The 12,994-nt window shown below is 38.9% G+C and carries 15 protein-coding genes; 6 read left to right on the plus strand and 9 right to left on the minus strand.

Annotated features, from left to right (window positions below; translation table 11 throughout):
- Positions 1 to 348: 348 nt before the first annotated feature.
- Positions 349 to 579 (minus strand): hypothetical protein, encoded by a 231-nt coding sequence (locus FTU65_RS07990; RefSeq protein ID WP_078190858.1) that lies wholly within the window; start codon positions 577 to 579, stop codon positions 349 to 351.
- A 234-nt stretch (positions 580 to 813) separates the two neighbouring features.
- On the opposite strand from FTU65_RS07990, the gene FTU65_RS07995 reads away from it, so the two are divergent.
- Both FTU65_RS07995 and FTU65_RS08000 read left to right on the plus strand, forming a co-directional pair.
- Positions 814 to 1,290, plus strand: coding sequence for a CinA family protein (locus tag FTU65_RS07995; RefSeq protein ID WP_180005558.1), 477 nt, complete (start codon positions 814 to 816; stop codon positions 1,288 to 1,290).
- A gap of 78 nt (positions 1,291 to 1,368) precedes the next feature.
- A complete protein-coding gene (locus FTU65_RS08000; protein ID WP_180005559.1) occupies positions 1,369 to 1,986 on the plus strand; it encodes an aminotransferase in 618 nt (205 codons plus the stop codon).
- A gap of 65 nt (positions 1,987 to 2,051) precedes the next feature.
- Here the strand turns inward: FTU65_RS08000 and prpC are convergent, their stop codons facing one another.
- Both prpC and prpB read right to left on the minus strand, forming a co-directional pair.
- Positions 2,052 to 3,188 carry a 2-methylcitrate synthase gene (gene prpC / locus FTU65_RS08005; RefSeq protein WP_180005560.1) on the minus strand — a complete coding sequence of 379 codons (1,137 nt, stop codon included), beginning with the start codon at positions 3,186 to 3,188 and terminating at the stop codon, positions 2,052 to 2,054.
- Positions 3,189 to 3,191: 3 nt separating this feature from the next.
- Positions 3,192 to 4,076, minus strand: coding sequence for a methylisocitrate lyase (gene prpB, locus FTU65_RS08010; protein ID WP_180005561.1), 885 nt, complete (start codon positions 4,074 to 4,076; stop codon positions 3,192 to 3,194).
- A 239-nt stretch (positions 4,077 to 4,315) separates the two neighbouring features.
- Between prpB and FTU65_RS08015 the strand changes: the two genes are divergently transcribed.
- The 3 genes from FTU65_RS08015 (at position 4,316) to FTU65_RS08025 (ending at position 6,569) form a co-directional block, all read left to right on the plus strand.
- The gene (locus FTU65_RS08015; RefSeq protein WP_180005562.1) at positions 4,316 to 4,969 is read left to right on the plus strand and encodes a TetR/AcrR family transcriptional regulator; all 654 of its coding nucleotides are present in this window, start codon (positions 4,316 to 4,318) and stop codon (positions 4,967 to 4,969) included.
- A gap of 112 nt (positions 4,970 to 5,081) precedes the next feature.
- Positions 5,082 to 6,002, plus strand: coding sequence for an ornithine carbamoyltransferase (argF, locus tag FTU65_RS08020; RefSeq protein WP_078193464.1), 921 nt, complete (start codon positions 5,082 to 5,084; stop codon positions 6,000 to 6,002).
- Positions 6,003 to 6,092: 90 nt separating this feature from the next.
- On the plus strand, positions 6,093 to 6,569 hold the full coding sequence (locus FTU65_RS08025; RefSeq protein WP_180005563.1) for a hypothetical protein: 477 nt from the start codon (positions 6,093 to 6,095) through the stop codon (positions 6,567 to 6,569).
- A 47-nt stretch (positions 6,570 to 6,616) separates the two neighbouring features.
- Here FTU65_RS08025 and FTU65_RS08030 read toward each other — a convergent pair whose 3' ends face one another.
- The 5 genes from FTU65_RS08030 to argC all read right to left on the minus strand — a co-directional run bounded on the left by FTU65_RS08030 (position 6,617) and on the right by argC (position 11,644).
- A complete protein-coding gene (locus FTU65_RS08030) occupies positions 6,617 to 6,970 on the minus strand; it encodes a YnfA family protein (protein ID WP_180005569.1) in 354 nt (117 codons plus the stop codon).
- Positions 6,971 to 7,047: 77 nt separating this feature from the next.
- Complete coding sequence (clpA, locus tag FTU65_RS08035; RefSeq protein ID WP_180005564.1) at positions 7,048 to 9,324, minus strand: ATP-dependent Clp protease ATP-binding subunit ClpA; 2,277 nt, start codon at positions 9,322 to 9,324, stop codon at positions 7,048 to 7,050.
- Positions 9,325 to 9,336: 12 nt separating this feature from the next.
- Positions 9,337 to 9,750 carry an ATP-dependent Clp protease adapter ClpS gene (clpS, locus tag FTU65_RS08040; protein ID WP_078188641.1) on the minus strand — a complete coding sequence of 138 codons (414 nt, stop codon included), beginning with the start codon at positions 9,748 to 9,750 and terminating at the stop codon, positions 9,337 to 9,339.
- 18 nt (positions 9,751 to 9,768) lie between these two features.
- The gene (locus tag FTU65_RS08045) at positions 9,769 to 10,518 is read right to left on the minus strand and encodes a hypothetical protein (protein WP_180054369.1); all 750 of its coding nucleotides are present in this window, start codon (positions 10,516 to 10,518) and stop codon (positions 9,769 to 9,771) included.
- 79 nt (positions 10,519 to 10,597) lie between these two features.
- The gene (gene argC / locus FTU65_RS08050; RefSeq protein ID WP_180007810.1) at positions 10,598 to 11,644 is read right to left on the minus strand and encodes an N-acetyl-gamma-glutamyl-phosphate reductase; all 1,047 of its coding nucleotides are present in this window, start codon (positions 11,642 to 11,644) and stop codon (positions 10,598 to 10,600) included.
- Positions 11,645 to 11,861: 217 nt separating this feature from the next.
- Here argC and FTU65_RS08055 point away from each other — a divergent pair, with 217 nt between their 5' ends.
- Positions 11,862 to 12,185, plus strand: a complete 324-nt coding sequence (locus FTU65_RS08055; RefSeq protein WP_078188644.1) for a ribonuclease E inhibitor RraB — start codon at positions 11,862 to 11,864, stop codon at positions 12,183 to 12,185.
- Between the two features lie 73 nt (positions 12,186 to 12,258).
- Here FTU65_RS08055 and FTU65_RS08060 read toward each other — a convergent pair whose 3' ends face one another.
- Positions 12,259 to 12,939 (minus strand): SprT family zinc-dependent metalloprotease, encoded by a 681-nt coding sequence (locus FTU65_RS08060; protein ID WP_180065514.1) that lies wholly within the window; start codon positions 12,937 to 12,939, stop codon positions 12,259 to 12,261.
- Positions 12,940 to 12,994: the final 55 nt, after the last annotated feature.

Raw genomic sequence — 12,994 nt, forward strand, 5'->3', positions numbered from 1 at the left:
ACTGAGGATCAGAAAGCTTGTTTGAATCGATGTATTTCATCCGCAGATTATGCACGAATGCTAAGAAATCCGGAGTGCAAATATTAACCAAAAAGAAGATCGTTTTTTGATTTATGAAAGAGATCTATTATTTCTTCCCCCATGAAAAAACAAATAAATTATACTCAATAATATCTCGGGGATTAAATAGCCGTTGGTCGAATAGCTAGAGCTATGGATCAAGTGATCATTAAAAAATACATATCCCTTTTGAATCTAGACTTATCTAAAGTTTGAATCAGGCAAATACAAAAATACAGTTCCCAACTCAATGAGAACTGTATTATTAATACTACAAATTGATCGAAATTAAACGGCAAGTACTTTCACAATAATGGTTTGCATGTCTTCATTTTCTTCCGCCAAATAAACACGCTTTAACTCTTTGCTTTTCACTTTGAATTGATGATTTTGATACTGAATTACAGCCGGAATTTGATCAAAATACAGGCTATCTGCGTCTAATTCTTCTTGAAAAAGTGGCGTGCCCAATTGATAGTCTAGGCTTTTTAATACTACATATTTAACAGTCGTTTTCATTGAAATAAACCTACTTTTGTTACGCTCTTTATTTTAAGTTTTAACATCGTTTTCCTTCCGAAGAAACCTTTATTTCATATTTTCGTACAGCTTCTAAACAATCACGCTATTTTCGTGAATTCCACAACACACAGTACCAACTTAGACTTTTAGTGAAATTACAGGCGAGCGAAATCAATGCTAAAATTTTAAGAATACTAATGATCATTCACCATTCTACTTTGGGGTAAGCACATGCTTAAACAGTGTTGCGATGCTTTAGAACAAAAATCCATGACTATCGCGTTTATCGAGAGTGCAAGCTCTGGTTATTTATGTAGTCAATTTTCAATTTATAAGAATAGTGGTGCAGATATCTTATTAGGTGGACTAGTGAGCTATGATCCATCAATCAAGCGTGAAATTTTAAAAGTAGATCCTCTACTAATAGAAAAATTTACGGCCGAATCCGCAGAAGTGACTCAAGCGATGGCTGAGCAAGGACAACAACTATTTTTACATGCAGACTTTGTGGTGGCCTGCACTGGATTACTCAAACCTGGTGGCAGTGCAACCGTAGAAAAACCCGAAGGTACATTTTATATTTCAATCTTACATGACCGTCGTATCTATAATTATCATTATTTTATTTTAGGTACGGCTTTAGAACGCCTAGATCAGTTAACTGAAAATGTTGCTCACAGTGTATTAGACATCTTAAATGCAGAATAAAACATACATAATCTTCATATTTAAATATCATTTTGCATCGCATACTGTATTGAGGAATTTACTTATCAGGACAAGAAAATGCAGCTACGTCATTTCAATGCATTCGCAATTAGCACCCTACTGTCCTGCTCTGCTTTCGCGACGGTAGGCGGCCCTCAAACCATTGAGGTTTTAGGTTTTGATAAAAAAGACCAAAAAATCTATTTAATGCGTCATTTTGAAGATGGTCGTGGTCGTTTACCACAATTATATTATTATCAATTAAATAGCCAAAAGCCGACGCAATTAATTACAGTGAAGTCTTTATATATTAATCCTAAGACAAAACGGATTGATTACGACCAAGACAGTGCCCAGTTTGATAAAGAAATCGCGAAAATTAAAAAGCGTTTAGCCAAACTAACACCAGTAAATAACAATAATGCCCGAATACAGTTATTAACGACCATGAATGGCACTGCAAAATCTTGGTATGACCCGAATGAAACCATTGATAAATGGACCTATCAATATCGTATTAAAAATTCGCAGTATAAAAGCGCCATACAAAAGGCTGAGACGTATAAAGAAGGTTTAAAAATCTCTAAAACTTATCGTGTAGTGCAAAAGCCTTTTTATTTAGTGACTGTTAAATATCTAGGGATTCCATTTGAAACGGGATATAGCGTCGAAGATCCTGTTTTATTAACCAAATAGATTGTTAACTCAATTAACAAATAATAAAAAAGCCTCTTTTGAGGCTTTTTTATTTCACTTTAAAATTATGCCGCAGAACGCTCTGCAATCGGCACCACTTTACGCAGTTCAGGGCCTGTATAGTCCGCGCTTGGGCGAATAATACGGTTGTCCGCACGTTGTTCCATCACATGCGCTGCCCAACCTGTTACACGGCTCATCACAAAGATTGGCGTGAATAATTTGGTTGCAATATCCATGAAATGGTATGCAGATGCATGGAAGAAGTCTGCATTACAGAACAATTTCTTCTCGCGCCACATCACTTCTTCACAGCGTACTGATACTGGATAAAGCACAGTATCACCGACGTCTTTTGCTAGGCGTTCAGACCAAATTTTGATGATGCCATTACGTGGATCATTGTCTTTATAGATCGCATGACCAAAGCCCATGATCTTTTCTTTACGCTCAAGTTTGCCGAGCATTTCACGTTCAGCTTCTTCTGGAGACGTCCAGTTTTCAATCATTTCCATCGCAGCTTCGTTCGCACCGCCATGTAATGGGCCACGTAGTGAACCAATTGCACCTGTGATGCATGAATGCATATCTGACAATGTTGATGCACATACACGCGCTGTGAATGTAGATGCGTTAAACTCATGCTCTGCATACAAAATCAGTGATACGTTCATCACTTGCTCGTGCAATTCATTTGGTTTTTCGCCACGCAGTAAATGTAGGAATTGAGCGCCGATTGAATCATCATCGGTGTTTTCTTCTACACGTACACCATCATGGCTGAAACGGTACCAGTAGCAAATGATCGCAGGAAGCGTTGCCAAAATACGATCTGCAACATCTTGTTGTTCATCGAATGATTTTTCAGTTTCAAGGTTACCTAACATTGAAACGCCTGTACGCATCACATCCATTGGGTGTGAGTCAGCAGGAATACGTTCTAATACTTCTTTCAATGCTTGCGGCAATTGACGCAATGATTTGAGTTTGGCTTTGTATGCTGCTAGTTGTTCTGTTGTTGGCAATTCACCAAAGAAAATCAGGTACGCGACTTCTTCAAACTGACAGTTTTCTGCCAAGTCTTGAACGTCATAACCACGATAGGTTAAGCCCGCACCACTTTTGCCTACAGTTGAAAGTGCAGTTTTACCCGCTACTTGTCCGCGCAGTCCTGCGCCCGTGAGTACTTTTCCTTCAGCCATTTTTTATTTTCCTTCAGTGAACAATTTATCTAAGGTGTTTTCAAAAGTGTGATAATCGAGGAATTGATAGAGTTCTTTTCGTTGTTGCATTTTATCCAGTACATTGACTTGTGTACCGTCATTGCGGATCGCATGCATTACTTCGAGTGCCGCTTTTTGCATTGCACGTGTTGGTGATAATGGGTAAAGCACCATTGCAATACCCTGCTCGCCTAGTTCTTCTTTGGTGTAGTAAGGGGTATCACCAAACTCTGTAATGTTTGCCAGTACAGGGACACCAACAGCATCGCAGACAGTTTTGTACATGGTAATATCAGTCATTGCTTCAGCAAAGATCGCATCTGCACCTGCTTCTACACAGGCACATGCACGGTCGATCACTGCTTGCAAACCTTCTTTTTGTAATGCATCTGTACGCGCCATCACCACAAAGTTTGAATCGGTTTTTGCATCAACAGCCGCTTTAATACGGTCAACCATTTCTTGTTGTGACACGATTTCTTTGTTCGGACGGTGACCACAACGCTTTTGTGCGACTTGGTCTTCAATATGAACCGCTGCTGCACCTGCTGCAATCATTTGCTTCACACTGCGGGCAATATTAAATGCACCGCCCCAACCTGTATCGATATCGACAAGTAATGGCGTATCTACACGTTCAGTAATACGACGAACATCTTCCAAAACATTGTCTAAACTGGTCATGCCTAAGTCAGGTAAACCATAAGAATAGTTCGCAACACCTGCACCAGATAAATATATGGCTTTATAGCCAACTTCTTTTGCCATCATTGCTGCATAGGCATTTACTGTGCCAATGATTTGTAATGGTTTTTCTACTTCCAATGCTTGTCTAAATCTTAAGCCTGCAGACGTTTGTTGTGTCATATTCCTTTCCACGGCATTTACTTTAATTTTCGAAGTTTGAGTATATCCATATTTTTTTCCAACTCTATGGCTTTGTAGAATATTAACTCTAAAACTTTAGTCAAATATTTCACTTGTCACCTATCTGTTGTTATTCTTTAGTCAAAGATCTCTGATTTATAAGCAAAGCAGAAAAGTACTAATTTTTTTGCTATAATTATCGTCAAATCAGCTCTTTTTTTGTTAAAAATTATCACTTTATGCAAGATTTAATACACATTGAACCTCTAACGCATGACCAGCCACAAACGAGGCGCGGACATGAACGATGTGTTGCGCTTTTAGAAAGTGCTACGGAGCTTTTTTTAAAACGTGGTTTTGATGCAGTTTCATTAGATGACATCGTGAATCATGCAGGTGGTTCAAAAGCGTCAATCTATAAATATTTTGGTAATAAAGACGGATTATTTAAGGCCATTTGTGACTATCGTCGCTGCTTATTTTTCAAAGATATTTGCCTACCATTTACGGTGAGCCCTGACACCGATATTCGTGCTTATCTCATCAATACTTTAAGTGACTTTCATCAGCATATCGTGATGCCTGAAAATGCGGCATTTATGCGGTTAGTCTTAGAACAAACAGGACGTAATCCTGAAATAGCACGTTATATTCATGAGCAAGGTCCGAAACAAATTCAGAACACCGTTGCCGAAATTTTATATCAAGCACATCAACACGGTTTGCTGTATTGTGAAAACCCGCTGTTTTCGGCTCAGTTTTATTTTGGGATTCTGCGTAATTTAGAATGGCGCGTTCTCATGGGCATCAGCATTGATGAAAATGATCAAGAAACAATCAATTACATCAGTTATTGCGTCGATCGTTTCCTAGACGGTCACCAAAAGCGCTAGATTTTTTGCAATTTACCTCTCTTATAGTATATTAATCGATTCCTTTTTCTCTAACCAACCAACAACTAATTGTTGTTTTGTTCTTTGATTCAGCAATTATTGTGGAGTAACAATGGCTCTACGTCACTTTCTAACTTTACGCGATTTATCGACTTTAGAACTTAACCAAATTGTACAGCGCGGTATCGAACTCAAGCGCAAACAGCATAACAATGAAGTTTTCCAACCTTTCGTTGGTAAAGTCATGGGCATGATTTTTGAGAAATCGAGCACCCGTACACGTGTATCGTTTGAAGCAGGAATGAGCCAATTTGGTGGTAGCGCAATTTTCCTTTCATCTCGCGACTCTCAATTAGGTCGTGGCGAGCCAGTAGAAGATTCTGCACGTGTGATTTCAAGCATGCTTGATATTGTGATGATTCGTACTTTTGGTCATGACATTGTTGAACGTTTTGCTTCTTATTCAAAAGTTCCTGTCATCAATGCATTAACAGATGATCACCACCCTTGCCAATTACTTGCCGATGTTCAAACATTTGTTGAACACCGTGGTTCTATTGAAGGTAAAACGGTTGCTTGGATTGGTGATGGCAACAATATGTGTAACTCATATATTGAAGCGGCTCATATGTGGGGCTTTAAATTAAAAATCGCTGCACCTAAGGGCTATGAACCTAAAGCAGAATTTTTATCTGAATTTGCACACTGTGTGGAACTTGTTGATTCTGCCGAAGATGCTGCAGTTAATGCAGATTTAATCGTTACAGATGTTTGGGCAAGTATGGGCCAAGAAGAAGAGCAAAAAATTCGTGAAAAAGCGTTTGCTGATTATCAAGTGAATGAACGCCTGATGGATCTTGCTCACGCTGACTGCCTATTTATGCACTGCTTACCTGCGCATCGTGGCGAAGAAATTTCTGAAAATATGCTTGACCACAAAAATGCTGTGGTTTGGGATGAAGCTGAAAATCGCTTACATGCACAAAAAGCACTTGTTGAATTCTTAATTAACGAAAATCTTAAAAAAGACTAAGGTTTTACTTAGATAAAAAAGCACCTTCGGGTGCTTTTTTTGTTTTTGCATGCTTTAATAAAACCATAACTTTTATAAGTGATTAAGATTATGCGTTTAAGAAATATTTGCTTATTGGCTCTTGGATTGAGCTTATCTACTTTTAGCTTTGCTGGTGAACCAAGTGAATTAGATCAATACTTGGTGAAAAATCAGATTTTAGATAGCAATTTTAAAATTAAAAATAAAACAGGTTTAAACGAAATACTGGCTGCCATTAGTGATGAAGATTCACGCACTCTTCCCTATCAAGTTGATCAGAATATGTTGATGGAAAAAATGGAAATTGAAGCGGATAAGATTGAAATTGATGGTATTATCACCACCCCTGATTTTGCGCAATTTGAACAATCAGTCGGTGAACATAAGGTGAAGCAACTCATCAAGCATAATTCACTCCAAAACTGTGAATTACTATTCGAGCATCAATTTCAACGTGTTAATCCATATAAAATTGAAATGGATCTAAGCTCGGGTAGCAATCAATACGAAATTATCATTAAAAATACAGAGTGCAAATTTAAATAAATATCTAATTTCTTACAGCTCTTGGTTTAACTTTTGCATTGTTTAACTTAACGAATTAAACCTTGAGGCTGTAATACAATCACAGCTGCGCCCACCAACACAATGACGCCACCTAGCATATCCCAACGTGTTAGAACTACGTGATCGACAAAACGCAACCACAGCAATGCAGAGAAAATGTAGATTCCGCCATAGGCTGCATAGATACGACCCGAAGCTGCTGGATGCAACGTCAATAACCAAACAAATGCAGCCAATGCAAGCGCTGTTGGAATCCATAACCACTGCGATTTTTTCTGATTTAAAATCAAATATGGGAAGTAACAGCCTAAAATTTCCATCAATGCTGTCAGTGCAAATAAACCAAATGTGGTCAGCACTTTTGTTAATGGTATGTCCATCATTGAGAAACCCAAATCTAGCGTCGAATAAATATAAAAAACCCGTGCAAGCACGGGTTTTTCGTTAATTAAATTACTTAAGCAGGTTCAGCGGTTTGGTCTTCAAACACTTCGAGTTTTAAGCCCACAGCTTTGCCATTTTCTTTCTTCACTGAAACACCAACATTACCGCCATGTTCCGCAAGCTCGCCAAACAAAATCATTTCAGCAAGCGGTTTCTTCAAATGCTCTTGAATTAAACGCTGCATTGGACGAGCGCCCATCAAGCGATCGTATCCTTGCTCTGCCATCCATTCGCGTGCATCTTGGTCAACCTCAAGAACCACTTTTTTGTCATCTAACTGTGCCTGAAGCTCTGTTAAAAACTTATCAACCACACTTTCAATGACAGTTGTTGGCAATGCTTTAAATTGAATAACACCATCTAAGCGGTTACGGAACTCCGGAGAGAAGGCTTTTTTCATCGCGTCTTGGTTATCATTACTGTTATCTTGATCCATGAAACCAATGCTCACACGTGAAATTGATTCTGCACCAATATTGGTAGTCAGCACTAACACGACGTTACGGAAGTCAGACTTACGACCATTGTTATCCGTTAATGAACCATGATCCATAATTTGTAATAACAAATTAAAGACATCTGGATGCGCTTTCTCAATTTCGTCTAGTAAAAGTACGCAATGCGGATTTTTATGAATCGCGTCGGTCAACAAACCACCTTGATCAAAACCTACATAACCCGGAGGCGCACCAATTAAACGAGATACGGCATGACGTTCCATGTATTCCGACATATCGAAACGTACAAGTTCAACGCCTAATAATTTTGCCAATTGCTTAGTGACTTCAGTTTTACCCACACCTGTAGGACCCGCAAAGACAAAATTACCCACTGGCTTATCTGGTGCTTTAAGACCTGCACGAGATAATTTAATCGCCGATGCAAGCGCTTCAATCGCTTCATCTTGACCAAACACCACACGTTTCAGATCACGCTCAAGATTTTCAAGAACGCTCTTGTCATCTTTAGAGACAGTTTTCGGTGGAATACGCGCAATTTTCGAAACGATATCTTCAATGTTTTCAACTGAAATGACTGTATCATCTTGCTCAGCTTTTAAACGACGCTGCGCACCAGCTTCATCAATCACATCAATGGCTTTATCAGGTAAGAAACGATCATTGATAAATTTCGCTGATAGTTCAACCGCAGAAACCAACGCTTGATCTTCGTATTTCACATGATGGAATTCTTCAAATTTGCCTTTTAAGCCACGCAGAATATCAATCGTTTCTGAAATAGATGGTTCATTGACATCAATTTTTTGGAAACGACGAGATAATGCATGATCTTTTTCAAAAACTTGACGGTATTCTTGGAAAGTCGTTGAACCGATACAACGTAAAGTACCATTCGCCAAAGCTGGTTTGATGAGGTTCGATGCATCCATCGTGCTGCCCATACTTGAGCCTGCACCGATGATCATATGAATTTCATCAATAAATAAAATAGCTTCGGGCTTTTTCTTCAATGCATTTAACAGTTGTTTTAAACGCTTTTCAAAATCACCACGGTATTTAGTTCCTGCAACTAAAGCACCAATGTCTAAACTAAATACTTCTGCATTTTCAAGCGGTTTAGGAGCTTTGCCATTTACAATGAGCCAAGCCAAACCTTCAGCAATCGAAGTTTTACCTACACCCGGATCACCCACCAAAAGTGGGTTATTTTTACGGCGACGGCATAGAATTTGAGCTGTACGTTCAATCTCTTTTTCACGACCAATCAGTGGATCTGTTTTGCCTTTTTGAGCTTCAACATTCAGATTGGTCGTATATAGCTCTAATGGGCCAGAATTTGAAGACGTGGTGTTTTCACCATCGAGCTCTTCGATTTCTTCTTCGGCTTGGACTTCGTCTTTACGTGTGCCATGAGACAAATACTGCGTTAATGTCAAACGGTTGATTTGATGGCGTTTAAGTAAATACACCGCAAATGAATCACGCTCTGAATACATCGCAACTAAAATGTCTGCACCTTCTACAGTGCGGTCATTACCACTCGATTGCACATGGAAAATTGCACGCTGCAAAATACGATCAAAACTTTCTGTAGGATGTGGCGCTTGATCGCTATTTTCGCCAAGCTTAGGGGTATGTTGTTCTACGTATTCTTCAAGTTCTTTGCGAAGCACAATAATGTCTGCGCCACATGCTTTCAATGCATTAACAGCGGAATCATTATCCAGTAAAGCCAATAATAAATGTTCTACCGTCAAAAATTCATGTCTCTTTTGACGAGCCATGCTGACAGCCAAACGTAGTGATACTTCTAATTGACGACTGAGCATGTAATCCCCTTATTAATCTTTTGGCTCAATCTGACAAAGTAATGGATGACTTTGCGACCGAGCGTAATTATTGACCTGATTTGCTTTAGTCTCTGCGATGTCTCGCGGATAAACCCCTGCAACACCCTTTCCTTCATAATGTACAGTTAGCATTACTTGAGTGGCTTGGTCAAGATTCAAAGCAAAGTATTGTTGTAAAATTTCAATTACAAAGTCCATTGGGGTGTAATCATCGTTCATTAAAACGACAGCATACATAGGAGGACGCTTTAACTCAGGTGGCGCAGTCAATACTTGAATGTCTGAATCACCATCATCCTGCGTACCTTGGCTGAGAGTCGGGTTTAGATGCCAGTCCACTAAACCAGATTGGTAAAATGAATTTTTAATGTCAGATAAACACGTTTGACGCTTATTGGTTCGCATAGGATTTAGGTTTCACACTTAGTTTGCACTTGCTTCAGTTTGAGGAATTTCTGAAAGGAAGGCAGATTGATTTTCAACAGGCTGACCTTTCGACCAGCTAAAACGGCGAATAACGGGTTTAGAACCGCTTAAACGCACTTCAATAAAGTCTGGACTAAAGCCTTTTGGCATGGTCCAACGTCCAGTGAGTCGCTCACTTTCGCTAAAGTTAAAGTTTTTGTCTTCTAAAGGCACTGCAAGTACTTCTGTACCCTTAATTAGACGCAGCTCAACACTTCCAGATACATTACTTTTTGACGGACTTACTTGAACGAGATCAAGTTGGTATTCATACGCATTTTCAGGTAACGGTTTAATCGCTAAATGTTGTACTGCAAGCGGCATACCACCACGTTGGCGCAATACTTCACGATACAAAACACTCAAATTACCAGTTAATTCTTGATCATCACGTGCTTTTTTAACAGCCAAATATAAATCATTTGAATTACTTACAGCGACATCACGCTCTTGGATTGCCGCATTCAAACTTTTATTTAGGCCTGCTAATTCAGTTTTTTGCTTTTGCACCACATCAACAAGTTGCTCTGCATCTGCATCATAACCGACCACAGTTAAGCCCTGACGATGACCGATACTATATCCGAGCAAACCGCTGCTCAATGCAAGTACAACTGCACCAATCGCCAGTGGCATATTCGTCTTCATAAAAGGCGTTTTTTCACTGTTTTCAGATTCTGACTTGAAATTAGATTCTGTATTCGACATCGTCATCTCTTATTTTTAATTCACTCAAGGCACACATTAAAATCCAGTTTTAAATGTGTGTGAAGTTTTAAATCGTTTCTTATGGTAATAAGCCAATGCCTTGAAGTCCTGCATTTTCAGCAAAACTAAACATCAAGTTCATATTTTGTACGGCTTGACCTGCTGCACCTTTCACCAAGTTGTCTTGAGCCACCAAAATCACTAATTTTTTCGGTTGAGGTTTGCAAATCGCAATACGTAATTGGTTCGCACCACGCACAGTACGTGTTTCAGGTGAGCTACCTGCAGGCATCACATCTACAAACTGCTCATTGGCATAGAACTGTTCATATATGCTTTGTAAATCCGCAGAAGCACCTGCGTCTGTCAAATCAATATAGATAGTGCTGAGCATGCCACGAATCATCGGTACTAAATGCGGTACGAATAAAATTTCGTTAAACACACCTTTTTGACCTGAAATATTTTCTAAGGCTTCTACAATTTCAGGATGATGACGGTGACCCGCTACACCATAAGCTTTAAAGTTATCTGCATTTTCAGAATAGATCATACCCAGGCTGGCTTTACGACCTGCACCAGACACACCTGATTTTGCATCAATAATAATGCTTTCAGGTTTCACTAATCCTTCAGCTTTTAATACTGGCGCTAAACCGAGCTGAACAGTTGTTGGGTAACAACCTGGGTTACCAATCACTGAAGCCTTTTGAATTTTTTCACGGTTTAATTCAGACAAACCGTAAACTGAATCTTTTAATAATTCTGGGCAAGCATGGTCGAGGCCATACCATTTCTCAAATTGAGCTAAGTCTTGCAAGCGGAAGTCAGCAGCAAGGTCAATCACTTTAGTATTTGCAGCAACTAACTCTTCTGCGTGTTTCATTGCAACACCGTGCGGCGTCGCAAAGAATACAACGTCACATTGTTTTAGTTCTTCAATATTTAGATCTGAATAGCAAAGGTCTGTATGTGCACGCAAGCTTGGGAACATATCATCCACACGGCGGCCATTTTCAGTACGCGAAGTTAAAACTTTCACTTCTGCATTTGGGTGTCGCAGTAAAATACGCAGTAATTCAACACCTGTGTAACCTGTACCGCCGACAATACCTACTGAAATCACGCTCTTTACCTCTATTCAAAGTATCCATTTGATGACTGCGTAGTATGACAGGAAGTTACGGTTTTCTGAACTGTTTTGCTTGGATTTGACTGTTTTTTTAACATCTTAAAGCATCAGCACTTCTTTCTAAAATTATATGCCACTGGTCTTTAATCACTTGATTTCTTGCATTGATTTGCTATTTTTCATCACAAATAACAAAAAAGATCCCCCCTTTATGCAAAACGAAATTGATGAAGCCTCAACACTTAATACACTAAATAGAATGTCCAATGCGGGACTTGATTTAACTCAACCTCGTCTATTTGATTTTCAGCTTTGGTTGCCCAACCAAGGGGCGGCAATTCAAATCTCACAAGAAGTCTTTAATATGGGTTTTAAAGCGTCGATATATCAAGATGATGAAGATAGGAGTTGGACTTGCGAGTGTTCTAAAGTCATTATTCCATCTTTTGAAAATGTAATAGAAATTGAAAGAAAACTGCATTTTTTGGCGCAAAGTTATGACGGCTATAGTGATGGTTTTGGAACAATGGGCTAAGATTGTTTATATTTTAAATAAATAATTTACTTAGGCTATTTTTCTAAATGTAATTACCCATCTTAATTGGATGTTAGGAAATACCCCACCACCACGGCATCGGCGTCGTTTTTAAAATTTTCCGATGCTGTTGGAAATGAACATCATGTTTTTGAACTTCTGCCCAAAAGTTTGGGCTATGATCAAAGTGCTTGGTATGTGCTAACTCATGTACAGCTACATATCGTGTGATTTCCAACGGAAAAAGCACCAGCCCACTATTCAACATAATGTCATGCTTGGCAGAACAGCTGCCCCAGCGTGTTTTGGGCTGACGAACTGCGCATTGATTAAATCTCAGACCTATTTCACTGCTCAGTTGCTTTAAATAAATCGGTAAATTTTTTTTAGCATATGCAATCACAAAACTTTTTAAATATTGCTCAGGTTGTCGATTACTAATGAAAAGCTGATGCTTTTCTTCATCTAAGATGAATGAATGTTTTTGGGCGTGATACACAACCTGTAAAGGCTGCTCTAGATTGAATAGCTTTAATTCAGTTGGAAGTGTCTTATCAATTTGCCCAGCTTTTGCTTGCTGCTTTTGCCATGTCTCAATCATCCATTGTTCTGATTGTTTCAAAAAATCTTGAACTTGGCGCTGAGTACAAAACTGCGGAACCGTTAATTTGATTTGAGTTGGTTCTACACGGAGTCTTAGGCGTGTGGCACGTAATTTCCGAGTGATTTGAATTTCAGGAAGGTTTGGTGTCATTTATTCTTTTTAAAAGCTTATTAATAATGCATAAAATTGAATTTTAAATATTTTC

Source organism: Acinetobacter sp. YH12129, from assembly GCF_013418685.1.
GTDB lineage: Bacteria > Pseudomonadota > Gammaproteobacteria > Pseudomonadales > Moraxellaceae > Acinetobacter > Acinetobacter amyesii.